Source organism: Verrucomicrobiota bacterium (genome assembly GCA_038744685.1).
Lineage (GTDB): Bacteria > Verrucomicrobiota > Verrucomicrobiia > Opitutales > Puniceicoccaceae > Puniceicoccus.
Genome location: JBCDMB010000029.1, coordinates 16,103 through 35,050, shown reverse-complemented (window position 1 = coordinate 35,050; position 18,948 = coordinate 16,103). Strand labels below are relative to the sequence as shown.

The 18,948-nt window shown below is 53.2% G+C and carries 19 protein-coding genes; 4 read left to right on the top strand and 15 right to left on the bottom strand.

The window, feature by feature from the left end; all coding sequences use genetic code 11:
- Positions 1 to 318: 318 nt before the first annotated feature.
- The 15 genes from AAGJ81_13640 to AAGJ81_13570 all read right to left on the bottom strand — a co-directional run bounded on the left by AAGJ81_13640 (position 319) and on the right by AAGJ81_13570 (position 14,849).
- Complete coding sequence (locus AAGJ81_13640; protein MEM0967182.1) at positions 319 to 1,503, bottom strand: 5-(carboxyamino)imidazole ribonucleotide synthase; 1,185 nt, start codon at positions 1,501 to 1,503, stop codon at positions 319 to 321.
- Positions 1,496 to 2,011 carry a 5-(carboxyamino)imidazole ribonucleotide mutase gene (gene purE / locus AAGJ81_13635; protein ID MEM0967181.1) on the bottom strand — a complete coding sequence of 172 codons (516 nt, stop codon included), beginning with the start codon at positions 2,009 to 2,011 and terminating at the stop codon, positions 1,496 to 1,498. The genes AAGJ81_13640 and purE overlap by 8 nt, the downstream gene beginning before the upstream one ends.
- Before the next feature lie 77 nt (positions 2,012 to 2,088).
- Positions 2,089 to 2,781: a hypothetical protein gene (locus AAGJ81_13630; protein MEM0967180.1), complete on the bottom strand. Its 693-nt coding sequence runs from the start codon at positions 2,779 to 2,781 to the stop codon at positions 2,089 to 2,091.
- Positions 2,782 to 2,803: 22 nt separating this feature from the next.
- Entirely contained in the window at positions 2,804 to 3,277 is a 474-nt protein-coding gene (locus tag AAGJ81_13625; GenBank protein ID MEM0967179.1) for a hypothetical protein, read from the bottom strand.
- 15 nt (positions 3,278 to 3,292) lie between these two features.
- The gene (locus AAGJ81_13620) at positions 3,293 to 4,174 is read right to left on the bottom strand and encodes an MYG1 family protein (protein ID MEM0967178.1); all 882 of its coding nucleotides are present in this window, start codon (positions 4,172 to 4,174) and stop codon (positions 3,293 to 3,295) included.
- Between the two features lie 218 nt (positions 4,175 to 4,392).
- Positions 4,393 to 4,683, bottom strand: a complete 291-nt coding sequence (cyoD, locus tag AAGJ81_13615; protein ID MEM0967177.1) for a cytochrome o ubiquinol oxidase subunit IV — start codon at positions 4,681 to 4,683, stop codon at positions 4,393 to 4,395.
- Entirely contained in the window at positions 4,683 to 5,327 is a 645-nt protein-coding gene (locus AAGJ81_13610; GenBank protein MEM0967176.1) for a cytochrome c oxidase subunit 3, read from the bottom strand. Before AAGJ81_13610 ends, cyoD begins: the two co-directional genes overlap by 1 nt.
- Positions 5,324 to 7,402, bottom strand: coding sequence for a cbb3-type cytochrome c oxidase subunit I (locus AAGJ81_13605; protein MEM0967175.1), 2,079 nt, complete (start codon positions 7,400 to 7,402; stop codon positions 5,324 to 5,326). Before AAGJ81_13605 ends, AAGJ81_13610 begins: the two co-directional genes overlap by 4 nt.
- A gap of 1 nt (position 7,403) precedes the next feature.
- Complete coding sequence (locus tag AAGJ81_13600; GenBank protein MEM0967174.1) at positions 7,404 to 8,336, bottom strand: cytochrome ubiquinol oxidase subunit II; 933 nt, start codon at positions 8,334 to 8,336, stop codon at positions 7,404 to 7,406.
- 376 nt (positions 8,337 to 8,712) lie between these two features.
- Entirely contained in the window at positions 8,713 to 9,357 is a 645-nt protein-coding gene (locus tag AAGJ81_13595; protein ID MEM0967173.1) for a hypothetical protein, read from the bottom strand.
- Between the two features lie 177 nt (positions 9,358 to 9,534).
- Positions 9,535 to 9,948, bottom strand: a complete 414-nt coding sequence (locus tag AAGJ81_13590; protein MEM0967172.1) for a PIN domain nuclease — start codon at positions 9,946 to 9,948, stop codon at positions 9,535 to 9,537.
- On the bottom strand, positions 9,945 to 10,145 hold the full coding sequence (locus AAGJ81_13585) for a type II toxin-antitoxin system VapB family antitoxin (GenBank protein ID MEM0967171.1): 201 nt from the start codon (positions 10,143 to 10,145) through the stop codon (positions 9,945 to 9,947). The genes AAGJ81_13590 and AAGJ81_13585 overlap by 4 nt, the downstream gene beginning before the upstream one ends.
- A gap of 111 nt (positions 10,146 to 10,256) precedes the next feature.
- Positions 10,257 to 10,886, bottom strand: a complete 630-nt coding sequence (locus AAGJ81_13580) for a hypothetical protein (GenBank protein ID MEM0967170.1) — start codon at positions 10,884 to 10,886, stop codon at positions 10,257 to 10,259.
- A 95-nt stretch (positions 10,887 to 10,981) separates the two neighbouring features.
- A complete protein-coding gene (locus tag AAGJ81_13575; protein ID MEM0967169.1) occupies positions 10,982 to 13,096 on the bottom strand; it encodes a hypothetical protein in 2,115 nt (704 codons plus the stop codon).
- A gap of 805 nt (positions 13,097 to 13,901) precedes the next feature.
- Complete coding sequence (locus AAGJ81_13570) at positions 13,902 to 14,849, bottom strand: hypothetical protein (protein ID MEM0967168.1); 948 nt, start codon at positions 14,847 to 14,849, stop codon at positions 13,902 to 13,904.
- Between the two features lie 324 nt (positions 14,850 to 15,173).
- On the opposite strand from AAGJ81_13570, the gene AAGJ81_13565 reads away from it, so the two are divergent.
- Genes AAGJ81_13565 through AAGJ81_13550 form a run of 4 tightly spaced genes read left to right on the top strand, consistent with a single transcriptional unit; the run spans position 15,174 to position 18,922 of the window.
- Positions 15,174 to 15,974, top strand: coding sequence for a MipA/OmpV family protein (locus AAGJ81_13565; protein ID MEM0967167.1), 801 nt, complete (start codon positions 15,174 to 15,176; stop codon positions 15,972 to 15,974).
- A 9-nt stretch (positions 15,975 to 15,983) separates the two neighbouring features.
- Positions 15,984 to 16,661: a response regulator transcription factor gene (locus tag AAGJ81_13560; GenBank protein ID MEM0967166.1), complete on the top strand. Its 678-nt coding sequence runs from the start codon at positions 15,984 to 15,986 to the stop codon at positions 16,659 to 16,661.
- The gene (locus tag AAGJ81_13555; GenBank protein MEM0967165.1) at positions 16,654 to 17,865 is read left to right on the top strand and encodes a HAMP domain-containing sensor histidine kinase; all 1,212 of its coding nucleotides are present in this window, start codon (positions 16,654 to 16,656) and stop codon (positions 17,863 to 17,865) included. The genes AAGJ81_13560 and AAGJ81_13555 overlap by 8 nt, the downstream gene beginning before the upstream one ends.
- Before the next feature lie 25 nt (positions 17,866 to 17,890).
- Positions 17,891 to 18,922: a glycosyltransferase family 9 protein gene (locus AAGJ81_13550; protein ID MEM0967164.1), complete on the top strand. Its 1,032-nt coding sequence runs from the start codon at positions 17,891 to 17,893 to the stop codon at positions 18,920 to 18,922.
- The last annotated feature ends 26 nt before the right edge of the window (positions 18,923 to 18,948 follow it).

Below are 18,948 nucleotides of genomic sequence, written 5' to 3'. Positions count from 1 at the left end.
TCCTCTTATGTCGATATAGGATAGATCCGTGTCGTGCATCCCAATCTTGCAGCACAACACTGAACGAAGGTACAGCCTTTTTTACGAAAAAATGTAAGCTCCCAAATGGGCTCTCTAATTATGCAATGGCATTAGGGTTTACCCCTCGAAAAGCAGTTCCCGAGAACAAAAATTCGAAGAGGAACACCCGATTCTATTATTCCCAAGGAGCTTCCTTCGTCACTCCCAACCACTCCGGATAGGGCCTGCCATGGTCGGTCTGAGGAATAAACCCTCTTCCAACAGGTCGTTAACCGGGGATCATGATTCTACGACCGACTACTCTCTGAGCCGCGGCAGACCGAGCCTCTCACGCAACTCATTGACCTGACGGTCCAGCACCGCTGGGTCAGAAGCGAGCAAGTTGATGTGCCCCATCTTGCGGCCCGTGCTCGCTTCCCCCTTATCGTAAAGGTGGAGATGGGACCCTTCACCGGAAAGTGAGGACTCAGCGAGTGACTCACCAGCTTTCCGAAGGTCTTGGCCCAAAAGATTCTGCATCGCTGCGCTCCCCAAACTTTGCGGACTGCCCAACGGGAGATTACAGACAGCCCGGGCGTGATTCTCAAACTGTGAAGTGACGGAACCATCGAGGCTAAAGTGGCCGGAATTGTGAGGCCGGGGGGCCATCTCATTAATGATCCACTTTCCATCGTTCGTCAGGAAAAACTCGATCACCAAAACTCCCTCCAATTGCAACTCTTCCACGAGGCGACGGGAAATCGCTTCTGCCTCCTCAGCGTTGTCTAACGATTCGATTGGAGGCGAAAAAGTTACGTCCAGAATGTGGTTTCGGTGAATGTTCTGGCAGAGCGGATACACAACCACCTCCCCAGAGGGACTCCTCACGGCGATGACCGAGTATTCAGCCGAGAACTCAATCTTCTCCTCCAATACTGCAGACGCTCCATCAAAACCGGCCCACGCTTCCGCAAGTTTTGAGGCCGATTCGACGTTCTTCTGGCCCTTTCCATCATAACCAAAGTCAGCTGTTTTGAGAATGGCTGGAAAGGCGAAGCCTTCCTTCGTCACCTCATCGACGTCGTACACGTTCTCGATCAAGCGGAAAGGCGCTACCGGAAAACCGCTCGACTCAAGGAACTCCTTCTCCCGACGCCGGTTTTGCGCAATCGAAAGAACCTGGGCCGAAGGACGGATCGGTTTCTTTCCCTGAAAACGCTCCAGAGGTTCACGCTGAACGTTCTCAAATTCAAAAGTGACGACATCAGAAACCGCGAAAAGACGTTCCAACCCTTCTGGATCGTCATAGGCACTACTGATTTGCTCATCCACAATCGCGGTGCATGCGCAGGGCTTCTTTGGTTCCAAAACCACGATTCGATACCCCATTGCTCGTGCCGCAAGTGCAGTCATACGGCCAAGCTGTCCGCCACCGATAATACCGATCGTCGCAGGGGGGAGGATTCGCTCGTTTACCGCGGCCATCCCACTTGAGTCAGGCACTGGCTGGGTCGTCGTGTTCCGCTACCTTCTTCGTCTGTTCTTCCCGGAAACTGCGAAGTGCTTCCCGCACCTTCCCATCCTCCAGGCCAATGACAGCCGCGGCACTGAGCGCAGCGTTGACTGCTCCGGAACGACCAATCGCAAGCGTTGGAACGGGTACACCTGCCGGCATTTGGACGATAGAAAGGAGAGAATCCATACCATTCAAAGCTTTGGATTGGACCGGCACACCAAGAACGGGAACGAGCGTCATTGAGGCTACCATGCCCGGCAAATGGGCCGAACCCCCTGCTCCTGCAATGATCACCTTCAACCCTCTCTCTTCCGCCGACTTCGCGTATTCAAAGAGTCGATCCGGAGTCCGGTGGGCACTCACTACCTTCGCTTCGTAGGAAACACCCAATTCTTCAAGGGTCTTCGTCGCATGCTCCATCGTTTCCCAATCGGAGCGACTGCCCATAATGATCCCTACCAAGGGAGAAGAGGAAGTGTTGCTAGAGCCAGCCATCTCGCCGCTATCCTCAAACGTCCCGCAACCGTTGGCAAGATTCATTGAGGACCGATCACCCCTACCGAAGATACGCCTTACCGAGACCCATCCAAAATTTCAGTAGGATTCTCATCAGCTGCTTCAGGCTGCACGTTGATCGAGGCCCAGATCTCAAGTCCACCAGCGACGAGGTCTTTCAAACTCACGGAACCAGTTCTCGAAAAAGATGCCTTTTCTTCATCGATACAGAGACGGATTCCATCTCTTTCAATCGTGATCTGGCTCGCGTCTGGCAGGTAATCCAAAGCCTCTCGCAGCTGCGGGATCTCCTCGACCAGATCTATCGTGGCCTCTAAATTCGGTCGGTCAATGAACGGGAAAACGAACTCGGAAACCCGTCCTGAGAATATGACGAGTAAGGTATCGTCATCTAGCGCATTCGCCGGACCCTTCGAACTCACTCGTGTCTCCAGAAAGTAGTGACGGCAGTCTTCCGAGTCCTGACCAAGGGCAAAGTGAACCGAAAAATCAGAGGTCTGAATGGTCGCGGTTCCAACCTCCCGGGTGAATTCCAATTCCTTCCTCCGAAGTTCAAATCCATCACGAAAACTGCGGTAAAGTTCGCTCGCTTCCTTTTCGAGAAATTCCTCTCCGATTTTCCGAACAAATTCGGATGCCGCAGGGAAAAATCCATCAGGCTCATGGTGCCTACCTTTTAGGAAACCGGGAAGGCTACGAATTCGTCCAGTCCTTTTTCCTAAAAGGTACGGTGCTGAGCCTACTTCCATAACGAGTTTTCGAAAGAACGCTTTAGTCGTCGTTCCCGTTTCTCACTGTTTCGATAGCAGACTGCTCTGAGCTTCCGAAAGAACTTTCTCTTTCAAACGGATCCAGTACTATTCTATCCCTGAGATCTACGCTGAAAAGAACCCTATCCGGATCTGCTGGATAAAAGACTTCGGCAAGCGACTGATTCTCTGAATACCTCCACTCGAATGGCTCGGAATATCGCTCGGTCTGCTCGTAGTAGAGTATTCCAGTCCTATTTACCGTAAATCCATCCCGCGAAACTTCGGCACGGACACCGCTGTTGAATGAATCTGTTGGCACGCTTATGAGGTTGAGAATCAGACCTTGCGGAAGAGTAATACTATTTAATGTTACCTCCTGAGTAAACCGATCCCACGAAGACTTGATCCAAATCCCTGAAAATACTGCAAAGGAAAAAACTCCAAAAAACACAACCGCCAGTGAAACGACTAAAATTCTTAGCGAGTACTTCATACGATCGAATGCATTCTATCTACCAGCGAAGGACTTCCGAATGAGTTCCTTCAACCGATCTTCTGCGGTGGCCGAGGTTTTCGCCACGAATCCCTGCGCGTGAGCAAAATGAACATCAGACTCCTCACGAATTCGCGTAAAATCCAGCAACGGCGAATCGTTGAATCTCGACAGCCCGTAACCGTTACCTCGGCGATCGGGATAGACCAAACCCGACACCTCTCCCTCCAAACCCGCTTGCTCAACGAACAAACCGATCCCTGCGGAGGGTTCAGGCGGCATGGGGTCCGTTCGCGGAAGAAATAACACGGATCGCTTTTGGACCCCTTCGACCACCTCCCAGATCTCAGAGTGTTTCTCGATGAAGGCGAGTTTCTGCTGCAGTCCGTCAATGTATCCAAGAAGGTCCTCACCAATCATGGTCAGGAGTGAGTGAATCGTTGTTCCTGGTTCGATCCGGACTTGATCAGCAAATCGCCGAAGGATCGTCAGATCGATGGGAGAGTTGAGCTGATGAATGGCTTCCCGAGGCACGCCGAGAAACTCCGCAGTTTCCTTCGGACCTCGACAGTCAAACCACTCCGTGGGTTCCAACCAGGAGCAGAATCTTCGGGCGGCCTCATACTTCCCAAGAGCACGCAAGACGAGTGACAGCGAACAAGTCGGAGCCTGTTCCCGAGGGAACTGATGATGGTCAAAATTGTTGAGTTCGGGCTCGTGCCGGTCCCCCACATCAATCACCGCCACGGACGGATCTTCCAAGTCCTCCATCGACGGATCTCTCCGCTCAATGACGACTGGGTGAACAGCCAGACAGACTGCGCAGGCAAGCACCTCATCTTTATGAGCACTCCCCGGGTGCGTAACGATTCTCTCAATTGGAACGACAAACGGCATTCCGAAAGACTGCTAACGGATTTCTGAAGAGCAACCACTCTTACAGACTTCAGAAGAGGTCTATTTTTTTATGCGGTGTATTGGGGTGAGGGACGGGCTCTGTCCCGCACAAATCCTTTCGGCTGGGCGAACACTCCCACACGCGGACCACGGAGAAGTGCTCTCTACCGAAAAATAAATGAACTTACCCCCAAGATTGAATTGCGCACCGTCAAACACTACATCCGAGCGTACAGACTCCCCAGCACCCAAATCGATCCGGCCACCATGATCAAAAGGATCAAACCAGTGAATAGGACCAGCTGAAGGTCCTCCCTCTGCTGACCTTTGTAAGACAGATGAAGAAAAAAGCGCATGTGGACCACTGCTTGCAAGACCGCACAAATTACCAGAACCACGTAGGACGTGGTTCCACCTACCGTGGCTACCAAGGTAAATGGAATCACCGTAAGGATGGTAGCGAGGACAAAGCCAATCAGGTAGTGGTGAAATTCTTTGCTCTTTTCCATCAAATAAGCCCTCCCAGAAAAACAAAACTAAAGATCGCGATCCAGACCACGTCCAGAAAGTGCCAAAAAACCGCCCACCGAAGGATCGTTAGTTTCCAGTCCCGGTTCACCCCTTGGAAAAGGACCCCCGCGATGATCACGATGCACCAGAGAATTCCGCAACTCACGTGGAAACCATGTAAACCCACTAAAGACCAAAGCGCGGTCAAATAACCGCTACGGGTAGGCCCACCCCCAGCGGCGGCCATCGAAACAAAATCAGCAATCTCATGGTAAAGAAAGCCACACCCGAGAAGGATCGTGATCACCAGCCAGAAAACGAGTCTCTTCCGTGATCCCCGCTCATCCGCATGGTCCTGCTTCAGACTCAATACCGCCATACCACTGGTCAGACTGGAGACGAGAAGAAAACCAGTCTGCCAAGCCACACTTCCAAGATCGAAAAGCTCCTTCGGTCCGGGCCCGCCCGCAAGAGCGTGCGCACTCGACGCAAAAATGATGAAGAACATCCCAAAGGTAACCAGATCGCTCATCATAAAAACCCAAAAGCCAAAAACCGAAGTCTCCGCTTCGAGGTGATCATCTCCGTGCTCTTCTCCCAGATTCAATCCGGGGTGAAGCGATCCTGCTTGGGCCTTACTCATACGGCTGGCAATGCATCCGGCCTTGCGAGGCCTTTATTGGCTTCAGTGGATTCGTCATCACGGGTCACACCCTGACTTTCCCTGGCCTCGGCACGCCATGCCTCATCCACTTTCCGCACCTCTTCGGCCGGAATCACTATCTCCTTTTTGGGGAGAAATCCGTAAACCATTGCGGTCACCACGCACCCAAGGAAACTGGCAAGTGCCATCCACCAGATGTACCAGACCAGGCCAAAGCCCAACCCACACCCCAGCACTCCGATGATTAATCCATAGTAAGTCGTCGAAGGCAGTTCGATGTCCTCGTATTTCTCAATCGGCTGGTAAGCAGTTCCATCCTTTTTTGCCTCGGTGAAGGGGTCGCGGGAATGAACCTCCGGCAGGATCGCAAAATTCCAATCGGGCGCCGGGGAAGGTGTCCACCACTCGAGAGTGCGCCCGTCCCAGGGATCTCCCATCGGAATCGCCAACTTCTTCCGGTTGACGATGCTTCGCCAGAAAAGGATGACAATGAAGGTGAAGGCGAGACTGAGAAAGAGTGCTCCCGCGCCCGAAACCATCATGAGGGGAACGTAGGCGGGATCGGAGTAGTCGACAGTCCGGCGGGTCATTCCCATCATTCCCAACGGATAAAGCGGAAGGAAGGTGAGACAGAATCCGATGATCCAACAAACCGCAGTGATTTTTCCGTAGCTCTCCATTAGGCGGAATCCGAATACTTTCGGGAACCAGTAGTGAATCCCCGCCAGAATTCCAAAGAGCACTCCAGGAATGATCACATTGTGGAAATGGGCAACGAGAAACAGGCTGTTGTGTAGCTGGTAGTCGAGGGTTGGATTCGCCAGGATCACCCCGCTCAAGCCACCGATCACAAAGAGGAAGAAAAACCCGATCAGATAAATCATCGGGGTCGTAAAGCGTATCCGCCCACCCCAAAGTGTCGCCAGCCAGTCGTAGACCTTTACCCCGGTCGGAATCCCGATCAGGAGTGTGGCGATTCCGAAAGCCGCATTCACCGTGGCAGACTGGCCCATCGTGAAGAAGTGGTGCAGCCACACCATAAAGGAAACCACCGCGATACACATGGTCGCTGCCACCAACCCGGTGTACCCGTAGAGACGCTTTGCCGAGAAGGTCGGTGAGATTTCCGACATCACTCCGAACGCCGGCAGAATCAGGATATAGACTTCCGGATGACCAAACATCCAGAAGAGGTTGATGAAGTTCATAAGGTTTCCACCCATGTCGTTGGTGAAGAAGTGGAAATCCAGATAGCGGTCGAGCCCCAGCATCACGCAGCAGGCAGTGAGTGGAGGCATGGCAAAGATGAGCAGGATCGAGGTACAAAGAGCGGTCCAGGTAAAAAGCGGCATTCGCATAAACGTCATCCCTTTGGCCCGCATCTTGTAGATCGTCACCGCAAAGTTCACCCCGGTCAGGGTCGAACCGATCCCCGAAATCCCAAGCGAGATGAGCCAGTAATCCGGGCCAACCCCAGGATTGATCAACTTACCGTTGTAAGATGGATAGCCCGTCCATCCACCCGTCGCAAACTCGCCAATCAGGAGAGAAATGGTAATGAGAAAACCACCGGCCCCGGTGAGCCCTAGACTGATCTGATTCAATCGGGGAAACGCTACGTCTCGCGCCCCAATCTGTAACGGCACCACGATATTGATCAATCCGATCAAAAACGGCATCGCCACGAAAAAGATCATATTGGTCCCGTGGGTCGTGAAGAGCTGGTTGAAGTGATCCGACGAGAGAAACCCTCCATTCAGCGCCGTCGCCTGGTGCACCCGCATGAGCGTCCCTTCCACCACTCCCCGGAAAAGCATGACCACCGCAAAGATGATGTACATCGCCCCGATCTTTTTGTGGTCCACGCTGGTCAACCATCCGAGCAAGGGCTTCCACCAATTCAACCACCAGAGCAAGGCGATGAGCAGTACACCGCCTACCGGAATCATCACCGCGGCACCGGAGGTGATGAGAAGATTCAGATTCGGGTTCTCGATTTCCTGGACGAGGATGATCGAGTCCCAAGAAAGTTTTCCAAAAAGCGGATCAACCATATTACATGTGCATCATCGGCATATCCGATGCCGGAGGGAGTGGAGACTGTTTCGGATCGTACTCGGGACTGCCCGGCTGACTCTCAGGGGTCATACCCTCTCCAGTCATATACCGCGCAAGAACCCTATTGAAGATCTCCGGGTCTCCCAACACCATTTCGATAGGCCCCTCCAAACCCTCGATTCCTAGCGGCTTCTTTGCATCTTCCGAAGTTCCCTGTTCGGCCAGGATTGCGTAAGTCTCTGCCGTTAGCTCGAGGGTACTCTGTTTGGCTTCCTCCATCCGCTTGCGGTATTCCTCTTCAGAGACCGAATAGACCGGGAACTTCTGCTTCCAAAAACCTTCACCAGTAAACTGGGTGTTCATTCCCCGCGACTCCCCTACCCCGTCAGCAATAAAATTCAATTTTGTAGTCATTGCCGGCATCGCGTAAATCTGACCCACGATTGCCGAAATGCGAAGACTCTGCATCACCGTGTCCGTCGTAAGGGTCAACTCAACCGCTTTCCCATCCGGCACGATCAGCTCATCGACTAGGGCGATTCCTTCATCGGGATAGATAAAGATCCACTTCCAGTTCAAACCGATGACATCGATCTGGAGCGGGTCGTCCCCCAGCTCTTTGTAGGGGTCGAGGCGGAGGGTGATCCGGGCCAGACTCACACTCATCAAAATCACTACGAGAATGGGAACTCCCCACATCAGCCACTCCAACGTCTTATTCGACTCCCACTCCGGCAAATATCTCCCCTTGCCCTTCTTCCGACGAAAACGCCAAAGAACCCAGGGAGTCGCCAAAAGCGGAGGAATGATTGCGATCAAAGTCAGTATCGTAACCGTCTTCAAATGCTCCAACTGCGCCTCGGCTACCGGACCGGCGGGTTGCAAAAAGCTATCCGCCACTGCAACAAACAAAGGAAATTCAGCAATCAAAACGTATCAGCAACCAACAACGGCAAGCATCCCGATTTCGCGGGAAAAGGCTAGGCTAAAGTTACGGGAAGGATGACTTTCAACGCGAAGGCGTCAACTGATCCAAAGGAACCGAATGTAGCCTCCCGCCATGAGGCGGATGACGAGAGAAGCTCATGCGGATGACAGGAGACACAATGTAGCATCCCGCCGTAAGGCGGATGCCAAGAATCGCGGATGTGGATGACCAAAAGTTAGCCCACACCTACAAACCCCTCTGATCATCCGCCTCACGGCGGGATGCTACCAAATCAAAGGTCTAGCCAACGGATACCGGCCTCCTCCGAACCGGTCATCCCCCGCAATCTGACCTAACCCGTTGGTGGGCCGTAGCTGTCTAGTTTGGCAAAGGCGGTGCTCCGGTTTCTCGACTCCTTCGCCACCGGCGCAAACCGGCTGCACCCAGTGCGAGAAGACCGAGTCCCACCGTAGCGTTCGCGGGCTCTGGTATAGTGCCCACCCTGATCGCGCTACCGTCATCCTGATAGGCCCACTCGATCACTTCAAAATTTCCGTTCCCGTTGAAAACGGTTGTATTGGTCAAAACTACTTCGGCCCACCCGTAAACAGTCGTTCCATTCGAGTCGAATTGAAACCCAATATAACCCGTCTCACCACTCGTGAAACCCGTAGCTATATTAATCGCACCGTACTCGATGATTCCCCCAATGAAGTTTCGAAACGTATTCCCTGCGCCGACGTAGACGCTCGTTGGAAGATTGACGAGTCTGCTATTGCTCACTTGGAAGCCAAACTGGATAGTCGCCAAACTATTTCCGATTGAATTGTAGGGCCCGGAAACACTTTCTGCGATTCGGGTCTCCCTACCCCCGTCTCCATCGATATCCCAGTCGAATTGCGATGCTTCGTTATCCCCGACGATAAAACCGTTAGTGTTGACCTGAATAACGGCACTTGTTTCCGAGGCTACTGAGAAGAGTCCGGCCACGGTCGCCGCTGAAGACAGTTTTTTCTGAATCATCTGTTTTTTCATTTCCCCTTTTCCCAGAAACACGAATCTAGAACCCGCCCTAACACCGGACAAGGACGAACACTTTGGCATACGAATTTTTGTGGCCTATGAACTCTGTTCCAGGGTGGATTCGAGCTAGCTTAAACCGATTTCTGGCCGCCTTACATGGCTCACCCGCCTTCCAATTCATCCTTTCTTTCTTGGTTCGATGAGCTCAATCGGTAGATGCTTTCTGTACGAGAGATAGTCCTTGTCTTTCGAAAGAATCGGAATGCTCCAATGAACCGAGCATGCGCAGATTACAAAATCAGTATTCGACCCCTGTATGCCTTTCCCTCTGCAGAGATTCAAAAACTTGGCTGCTAAGATATAAGCTTCCGAGGGAACTATCCGGTCGACGAATGCCGATAAACTCTTTGAAAAAGCATCGAATGTTCGACCGTCTCGAATCCCTGATAGTATCTCCATTCGGATGGGCCCGATTATCTCCAGCCGGCCCTCTTGGATTAGATCAACCAGCTCGTCCACGTAGAACGATTTCTTTCCTTTCTTCTTATGAAGAGCCTCTGACCATATGTCGGTATCGACCAGAACCTTCACTTTACCTTTCTCTGTTTCTTGTAGTCGAACCCAGTGTCCAGTTCTACCTTTCCAAAAAAATCCAGAACTTTAAGCTGCTCCCTCCTCTGGACAAATTCTGACAGAGCCCGATGAACTGCCTCCTTCTTGGTCTTCGAACCTCCCAGACGCATCGCTTTCTTCAAAAGTGGTTCATCTAATTCTATGTTGGTTGACATGTGCAAAGCCTTGCACGAATGAGTCACAAGTCAACTCATCCAGAGAACGCTGCACTGAGGCCTGAAGTCGTCTCTGTTTCTGCCTGTCGGAAGGCTTTTGGAAACTCCCTGCTACTGACTCGGGATGGAAATCCGTAGCCGGTAGAACAGTCGTTCCGGGGCCGTCCGGGAATCTGTGAAAGTGCCATTGTCGCCGGATGCGACTGGGACAACACCGGGAACCGGCAAGAAGCTTCCAGTGAGGCCTTCCTGACTGAGGAGTAGATAAGTTCGTAAGGTAGTGTCCGTCTCGTAGGGCGAGAAGCGAAGCTCAACTGTGTTACTGATCAGATCTACGGACAAAATCTCCAGGAATGGAAAGGATTGGGGATCAGTGGGGTCAGTCAGCGCAATGAATTCATCTTCATTGCTGACGCGGTCGCCGTCAGCATCACCCTGACGGTCGGTGAGATCCGTGCCTGGGAATTGCGTACTCCAGCTGTTGTAGTCCCGCAGGTCAATGCCCTGCATGAAGTCGGCTAACGATGAGAACTGCTCGACATAACCGCTCCTCACCGAGTAGCTCGTTGAGCTTCCCCGTCCAAAAATCCCCCCAATGGAGCTAGTAACGATCGTGTAGTTGCTGGAAGAAGACGTGCCGTTTCCACCATCAATGCTGGAGATTGGAATGGAGTAATTGGTGCTGCTCTGCTGAGCAGAGACACTCGAAACAGCAAGAAAGAGAGCGAGAAAAGTTTTCATAATGAATACCAAGTCTAATGCGATTCAGGTGGAGAATGTTGCCCGAAGAGATGTGGCATCAAGTTCTCCTTATCTCATGATTTCGTTGCTTTGCTTCACTCATTTCCAGGGCCTTCAAGCTTTTGAAGCCGCTCGTTGAAACGACTCTGTTGGGAGCGAAGTTGCTCCACCTCTTCGTTGAGGCTTTTGATCTCGGAAACGAGGGCTACGCCAAGATCCAGGCCGACGGCAGCGTTGATGAGTTTTTCGCCCGCGGCATCACTGCTGTCCCAGGCGCGGCCAATGATCCGGCTGCGGTCGCTGGCGCGGATTTCTGCGGCGGGCTTGGCGACCGCCGTACCATCGTTCTGCCCAGAGGCGAGAAGGTAGTCTCCGGAACGGACGGGACCACTGACCTTCACCGGCACTTGGCCGATGAAGGCAACCTTATGGAAGCCCGTGGAGTCCGCTGGCTGGTTTCCGACCACGATAGGATTGGTCGAAATGACCATCAGTTGATCAAATGAGGTGGTGTCCCGAGTGATCTTGCCAGAGCGGACGGCCACCAGGTCTCCGGCCTCCAATTCTTCATCCGGATCGAGAGCCGGGAGGTATTCCGCGTAGTCGGCCCCAGTGGATTGAAATCTGACGCCACCACTCCCGTTGCCGTCAATTTCGCCCAAAACGGTGTCGTCTCCGTCAAAGAAGGCGAGGAAATTGGAGGCACTGGTGGGGTTAACCGTCTGAACTTTCAGAGCGAGCGCGTCACCACCCTCAGTGGCGTCGGTGTTCTCAATCACAGCCGCATAGTCGGTGGTTAAGCTCCCATCGATTGCCCCGGGATCCGCTTTGAAGAAGGCTTGACCACTTTTCTCGACAATCAGAGCGTCGGAGCGGTTACCATTAGAGGTGCCGTTGCCGATGACGAAGAGGCGATCAATGGGATTGCTTAAGAGGTTGGATACTGGCGTGTATATCGTATTGTAGGACCCAACCGTGGTCTCACTGAAGGACGGAGCTATCGTATCGGCACCCATGGCGGTAGAGAAATCGCCGCTCGCAGTCGTTAAAAAGCCCATGGCGGTAGAGTCTAAGCCGCTGGCAGTCGTGTTCCGGCCCATGGCGGTAGCGCTGTTCGCGCTGGCAGTAGTGAAAAAGCCCATTGCGGTGGCGCTATCGCCGCTCGCAGTCGTTAAAAAGCCGATAGCGGTAGAGTTTAAGCCGCTGGCAGTCGTCCCGTTGCCCATGGCGGTAGAATTCTTTCCGCTGGCAGTCGTGCTGTTGCCCATGGCGGTAGATTCGTCGCCGCTGGCAGTCGTCCCGTTGCCCATGGCGGTAGAGCGGACGCCGCTTGCCGTCGTGCGTTCACCCATGGCGGTAGCAACGCCGCCACTGGCAGTCGTTAATTGGCCCATTGCGGTAGAAAAAAAGCCGCTGGCAGTCGTGCTATCGCCCATTGCGGTAGAGTAAAAGCCGCTGGCAGTTGTTCTAGAGCCCATGGCAGTGGAACGGAATCCCGTCGCGGAAGAATCCGGGGCAATGACGGTTTGAGCAGTTAGGGAGAAAGGCGTCGAACCGAGGGGCTGATCTGGACTCAGCTGTTGGATGCCATTGCTACCGTCATCGAACCAGATCCTGAGGAAGACATCGGGCTGGAAGACGTTGCTTCCGGAGATACCCGGCATGATGTCCGGATCACCCAGCCGCAGAGAGTAATTCCCTGCGACGACCGGGATTGATTCGAACTGGCTCGGGCGTGAGAGTGATGATGGGGAGTCGGTTTCGTTAGTCCAAAGCGCTTTCTCCGCTGGTTGGGGAGCTGTGATCGTAGCGGTGGGAGAGGATGTATAGCCTGTTCCCGAATCCGTGATTGTGATAGCTGTGACTAGTCCTCTGCTTGAGATGAATGCACTCGCGGCTGCCCCGAAACCACCGCCGCCACTAATGGTGACTGTAGGAACGGATGTGTAACCTGATCCTCTTGAGTTTAGGATGATTCTATCGATCTCGCCATCCACCCGACTGGTCACGGTGGCAGAGGCAGTCTTGGGGGTGTTGGTCAGAGGATTTTTGGAAACCAGCATGAAATAAAACCGGCCGGTGCCGGTGAAGGGCTCGCCATCGACCTCAATGAGACCCTGGTAGGGAATGGTAGTGGGCACTTGGTCTTGAGCTTGTGCAGTCACTAGGAAGATGGCTGCGGCAAAGGTGAGCAAAACGTGTTTATTCATGTGATTGGACTGGATGTGGATGGATTCACGCAGTGAATTCGGAAAGAGAGGAAGCGTTCAAACCGTCGGAAGCCCACTTCAACAGGATTGAGCGTGAAAATCGAAACGCCTACACCGACGGAACCGTGTGAAGCTACTCTTTGAAGGGACCTTAGTGGACGCGGGACAGTGGCGAAGAGGTCAAATGGGATGCGTTTGAGTTCCATGCTCATGGGAGAAACCGACAGCACCTCACCATTTCAAATGGGTGTAACTCTGCATCTTCGAGCCGTGGCAACCACATACTTTGAAGCCGCATAGGCAATCGAGTCCTGACAGGTCTTCCAGAGCCGTAAGAATCAAGCAAACCATCTGGAGAGACCCCTACAGCGAAGGCCGAATGGCTGCAACATCGAAAAGGCTCAGCCTGCCGGTTGACTCTAAGATTCTATGGGATCGTTCAGTGGGTTAAGTAGGCCTCGTGATCTCGACCAACCGTAATGCGCACCTTCTCCATTTCTGAGCGTTTGTATGGTGATCATCCTTTCCTTGGACGTCTGATTGGTGCGACCGCAGAACTAACCAGCCTAGTCACTGCTACCTAGTTTTGCCCTGTTGCTCGCATGGACGATCCACACGTTTGGTTCCGGCTAGGTGCCTGTGCCATCTTCTACACTGATCTGTATCGGGTTCAGGAACCCATCTACCAAGTGTTCACCAGAAAAAGGAAAAACCCAGATGGTGGCTCGCTCGAGGGAGCGCAATCATCGAGTCAACTAGCCTTGCACCCGCTACTTCCAAACCAATGAGATGACGAATGAATCCGCTACGATTCAGAATCCAATTCAGCCATCGCAGCTTCAATATCATAAACCTGAACATCGGGCCGAGGCTCGTTGTAATTATGATCGATCACGACGTAGATCTTCCCGTCGTAATAGGAAAGATCCGCCGCGGCAGAGGGCTCAACCTCGAACACATACTGAAGGGCGGCGCTCTTTGCACCGAAAACCAAAACCGAGGTGTATTGCTCAGTCAGGAGGAAGTAAGCTCCGTCATGGTAGGCGATACCGGAAAACGCGAGTCCGAGTAAATCCCCGTCCTCCTTCACAAAAGAGCCAAAAGAGAGTTGGATCGGAGTGGCCGTTTTCAAAGCGAGCAACTCCAGAGAGCCCTCAACGGTTGCAACAAGTCCATCCGGCGTTTGAGCAATCCCGGTGAACTCAAGAGCTTTTACCGGATGAGACACCGAAAGGGGCGCAACCTCCAGCCACCCTCCATAGCTATCCTTGACCCAAACAGGAATTTCTCCCAGCTCGCCGACCCCAATCAGACGACCCTCCTGAACCTCAATTCCCTCCAGGATCCCCTGTTTAAACAGAAGGGGTCCCTTTCGTAATACCGTAGAACTCTTGGTTTCCTTAAAGTCGACCCCCAACACAAAGAGTTCCACCTGATCAGTCGAAATATAAACCTTTCTGTTTCGATGTTTGATGCCGGAAGGTTGTTCGATTCCTTCTGGGAGGGGAATCGTCTCGACCGGCGTTAGAACGGCTGAGATCTTTAGCGGCCCTTGGGAAGCAGGGCGGATCACTTCCTCCTCCTCCCCAAGCTCAGTGAAAACATCCAGCACAAGGTGAACACCGAGCCGGGTATTCAGAATACTGTAGGCGAGGAACAAAACCACCGCAGCGAGGATCAATCCTTTCCACGAAATCAGAAATTGGATGAGCGAACGGGTGATTCTTCGTAGTGATTGGCCGGATTCAGTCATTGGCTGCAAGGACACTCCTCAAAACCTCGGTTGAGTAAAGACCCAAGAGACCGAGGTTCAAAAAATCGTTCGAGAAAAGAACGAAAGAGAGCCAAGCCACTAATAGCTTCGTGACACTCGGTGCTCTTCGTGGTGATTCCAACGTTCCAAGAACATTCTCCACCAGAACAAACGAGGACCTCCCAGAGATGAAAACGAGACTCCGCGCGCCCTGCGCTTCCCTAAGAGGAATCCTCACTCTTTATGAAACCATGACGCGGACTTCACGCTTTCTTCACGTGCCTTCTGGCAGACTCCTCATCTCCTACTCACAAGCGGCAATCTATGAAACGAAATCTATCTATCCTCTTGTTCTTGCTGTGCGCAACGACCCTGTTTGCGGATACAAATCGCAACCCGTTCGGCCCTTGGTATCGGCAGGACTATGAGGAGAAGCCGTGGTGGATCGACGGATTCCTTGGGTGGGGGATCGAACCCACTTACCCGGGATCAGATGAAACCGAAGGTGAAATTTTTCCGTTCTTGCGTTTCTCAGTGAAAGACAAGTGGAACAACCGATACGCGGTCTATCCGATCGGGGTTTCCGGATCATTCGACATCACGGAGGACTTCAACTTTTTCGTCGCGATTGAATACGAGGCAGGAGGAGATGGTGAGAGCGCGGACTTCGAAGGTCTTGACGAAATCGATGATACGCTCGACGGGAACTTTCAACTCTCTTACAAATGGGACAGTTTTTACGTCTACGGCTCCCTTCAACCCGATATTCTGGGCAGGGGAAAAGGCCTCGTCTGGTTTACCGGTGCTGGCTACGACTGGCAAATCACCGACCGGGTCGCTTTCCGCCAGCGCCTTGGTCTCACGGGAGGGGACAAAACCCATATGGAGACCGAATTCAATATCACCGCCCAAGAGTCGGAGCGGACGGGTCTGCCCGAATACAATCCCAAGGCCGGAATCAAGAACATCGAATACGTAGTTCAATTCCAATACGACTTCACCGAACATTTCAGCTTTTTCACCTTGATTCAGCTGGAGCAGTATTTGGGCGAAGCAGCAGACAGTCCTTTGGTGATGAGTGATTTGACCGCAGCAAGTGTTGCTGGAGTCTTCATCCGTTGGTAGGGTCAATTGATGCAGGTGCTATTGATCGAGGATGATGTGGATCTTTCCACGACCATTGCAGAGTACCTGTCTGCCCGTGGGGTGGAATCGGACCACGCCTATGATGGACTGAGCGGTTTGCATCTAGCCACCACTTCGACTCCGGACGCGATCATCCTTGATATCGGGCTTCCGGGCATCTCCGGATTGGAGCTCTGTCAAAAGTTGCGCAAGGATGCCAAGGCCGATCTTCCCATCATCATGCTAACCGCCCGGGATACCATCGAAGACAAGGTCGAGGGATTAAGCACAGGGGCGGATGATTATCTCGTCAAACCCTTCGCGTTGGCGGAGCTACATGCCCGGCTGCAAGCTTTAGTCCGACGCAGTCAGGGCATCACCACTCGACAGATCGAGGTGGCTGACCTTCTCCTCGACCTCGACGTCCGTTCGGCCAAGCGCGACGGTAAGCCACTCGATCTGAGCCGACTCGAGTTTGACCTGCTCGCAACCCTCTGCGCCATGAGCCCCGAAGCGATCAACAAAGAAGAACTGGCCAGGAGGGTATGGCACGAGACCTTCGTCGAGGATGAGACGATCCGCACACACATCTATCAACTCAGGCAAAAGGTGGATAAACCATTCTCCCATCCGTTAATCCACACTATCCGCGGCTATGGTCACGCCGTCCAAGCACGCCATGCGTAAGCGGTTGATCTGGGCGTTTGCTCTTTTTTCCATCGGGCTCGCATCCTTGTTCGGATTTCTGATTTTCCTCGTCTACCACGAGACCGAGGACTGGACCTACCGCAAGCAATTGGCGAAGGTCATGGCGAACGCACAGAGTGGTGAGACGGAACCTCCCTTGGTAATCGTCACTCCTGAACAGGACGTTCCAACAGCGTTAGCGGAAAGGATTGCGACGTTAGAGGATGGATACCATGAGTTCTCCCACCCCAAGGAAAACGTCGAGACAGCCGAAGAACTCCACCTTCTCATCGTATCCGAATCAGACGGCACCCGTATGGTTGCCATCATGCGCACACCGGAAATTGAAGCGTTGGAGAAGAGAGCCACAGGAGTCATCTGGGCCGGTGCATTGGGTCTTTCTGCGGCGGGCGTTCTCATCGGTCTCCTAATTGCCAGAATCTCCGTTCGCCCAATTGAGGAACTCACGCAATGGCTCCAGAGAGATGACCCTACCGAGGCGCCCCCAAAAAATCTGCCGGACGCGGAAACCCGCTTACTCTCCGAAGCGCTGGAGCGTTATCTGGTTCAACGCACCAGCCAACTGGATCGGGAACGCGCGTTTCTCCGTGAAGCGAGCCATGAGCTGCGCAATCCAATCAACATCATCAAAGGCCTCAGTGAAATCGCGGAAGAACAAGGACTCTCCCCAGACGGCCTCGAACGACTGAAAAGGTCGGTCCAACGCATGGAGCACACCGTGGAAGGCCTCCTTGCCCTCGCGCGCCAGGAGCAACACCTGTCCGGCGCCAGCCTTGACCACGAATGGGAAACCATGATCGCAGAATACCGCGAGAGCTTTGCAGGAACATTATCGGATGCAAAGGAATGGGATCCACTGGAACCTCTTGCAGTTCGGATGGTGATCCTTGTCGCTGGAATCCTGCTACACAACGCCATCCAGCACGCTGAAGCGAATACGATCACAGTCTCCCTTACCGAAGAATGCCTGACCGTCCGCGACAATGGCCGGGGAATGGATGGACTTGCCGAGATCCAGAACGCCCTCGACCGCGGCCATCCCCTACCCTGCGGCGGCCTTGGCCTCGCTCTTGTCGCCCGCATCTGCCGACGAATGGATTGGAACCTGTCTTTTGATGCCAGCGAAGGACTCACCGTGCGGATTGGGTTTCGTCCAGCAAAGAATCCAGAATCTGTCCTCTAGGATCTGTTGCGCTGCCACGTTCCGGATGAACGACTCTCATCAAGAACGGATACTCATTATCCGGTTCAAATCGATCGGCGACGTTCTTCACACGCTCCCAGCGGTGAACGCAGTCCGAAAGAACAGGCCCAACGCTCACATCACCTTCCTTGTATGCAAGTCCATCGCCCCATTGCTGGAAGGGTTCGCATCCGTTGATGAAGTGATGGCAATTGATCGACCTGCCGTTAAGAAATTTTGGCCTGCGGTCCCGGTTCTTGTTTCGCTTCTCAGCCTGATTCGAAGCAAGAGATTCACCCACGTGATCGATTTTCAGGGTTATGGAGAAACTGCCTGGATCACGCGATTTAGTCGAGCCAAAGAGCGATGGGGATCGGTGTACAAAGACTCGAGAAGTCGGTTTTACACGCGCCCCGTTCTTCGGAAACTCGACCGCCATACAATTGATTGGAATCTGACGCTGCTGAGAGAATGTGGACTTCGGGAAGATTCACCTGACAACCGGTTTGTTCTTCCCAACCGCTACCGACAACAGGCGGCGGCTCTCTTCAATGAATGTGGACTCTACCCGGATCGACACACAGTAATGATTCAGCCGTTCACCAGTAGCGTCAGGAAGGACTGGCCATTCGAAAGGTTTCTAACGGTTGCCGATCAACTCCGTTCCCGTGGAGTGCAGGTCGCGTTCTGCGGCGGCCCGTCAGACAGACTCCGGCTCGAAAATGCTCGATCCAAGGCCTATCCTGTATTTGCCGGCCACTCCCTTTTAGTAACCGCAGGCCTCCTCTCTCTTTCTCGCATGGTTCTTGGAGGAGATACCGGCATTCTTCATCTGGCGGTAGCGCTCGAACTCCGTGTGCTGATGGTTCTAAATCGCAGTGCGGACACTCCCGGATGTTCCATACCCTACCGTCATCGCGACTGGACCATCGATCCACTACCCGGCGGAGACTTGTCCACGATTTCCACAGAAAGTGTGCTCGACCGATGCCTGACCGGCCTGGACCTTCAAGCGGAAAACCCATCCAGTTCTGAGAAGCTATTGACGGCAACCTAGCGAAGGGTTTGCGAAACGCCCCACTG

Excerpts from the sequence above, each read along its gene's own strand:
- purE (MEM0967181.1), bottom strand. The coding sequence starts at position 2,011 with ATGGCTGGCTCTAGCAACACTTCCTCTTCTCCCTTGGTAGGGATCATT.
- AAGJ81_13630 (MEM0967180.1), bottom strand. The coding sequence starts at position 2,781 with ATGGAAGTAGGCTCAGCACCGTACCTTTTAGGAAAAAGGACTGGACGA.
- AAGJ81_13625 (MEM0967179.1), bottom strand. The coding sequence starts at position 3,277 with ATGAAGTACTCGCTAAGAATTTTAGTCGTTTCACTGGCGGTTGTGTTT.
- AAGJ81_13620 (MEM0967178.1), bottom strand. The coding sequence starts at position 4,174 with ATGCCGTTTGTCGTTCCAATTGAGAGAATCGTTACGCACCCGGGGAGT.
- cyoD (MEM0967177.1), bottom strand. The coding sequence starts at position 4,683 with ATGGAAAAGAGCAAAGAATTTCACCACTACCTGATTGGCTTTGTCCTC.
- AAGJ81_13610 (MEM0967176.1), bottom strand. The coding sequence starts at position 5,327 with ATGAGTAAGGCCCAAGCAGGATCGCTTCACCCCGGATTGAATCTGGGA.
- AAGJ81_13605 (MEM0967175.1), bottom strand. The coding sequence starts at position 7,402 with ATGGTTGATCCGCTTTTTGGAAAACTTTCTTGGGACTCGATCATCCTC.
- AAGJ81_13595 (MEM0967173.1), bottom strand. The coding sequence starts at position 9,357 with ATGATTCAGAAAAAACTGTCTTCAGCGGCGACCGTGGCCGGACTCTTC.
- AAGJ81_13585 (MEM0967171.1), bottom strand. The coding sequence starts at position 10,145 with ATGTCAACCAACATAGAATTAGATGAACCACTTTTGAAGAAAGCGATG.
- AAGJ81_13580 (MEM0967170.1), bottom strand. The coding sequence starts at position 10,886 with ATGAAAACTTTTCTCGCTCTCTTTCTTGCTGTTTCGAGTGTCTCTGCT.
- AAGJ81_13575 (MEM0967169.1), bottom strand. The coding sequence starts at position 13,096 with ATGAATAAACACGTTTTGCTCACCTTTGCCGCAGCCATCTTCCTAGTG.
- AAGJ81_13570 (MEM0967168.1), bottom strand. The coding sequence starts at position 14,849 with ATGACTGAATCCGGCCAATCACTACGAAGAATCACCCGTTCGCTCATC.
- AAGJ81_13565 (MEM0967167.1), top strand. The coding sequence starts at position 15,174 with ATGAAACGAAATCTATCTATCCTCTTGTTCTTGCTGTGCGCAACGACC.
- AAGJ81_13560 (MEM0967166.1), top strand. The coding sequence starts at position 15,984 with ATGCAGGTGCTATTGATCGAGGATGATGTGGATCTTTCCACGACCATT.
- AAGJ81_13555 (MEM0967165.1), top strand. The coding sequence starts at position 16,654 with ATGCGTAAGCGGTTGATCTGGGCGTTTGCTCTTTTTTCCATCGGGCTC.
- AAGJ81_13550 (MEM0967164.1), top strand. The coding sequence starts at position 17,891 with ATGAACGACTCTCATCAAGAACGGATACTCATTATCCGGTTCAAATCG.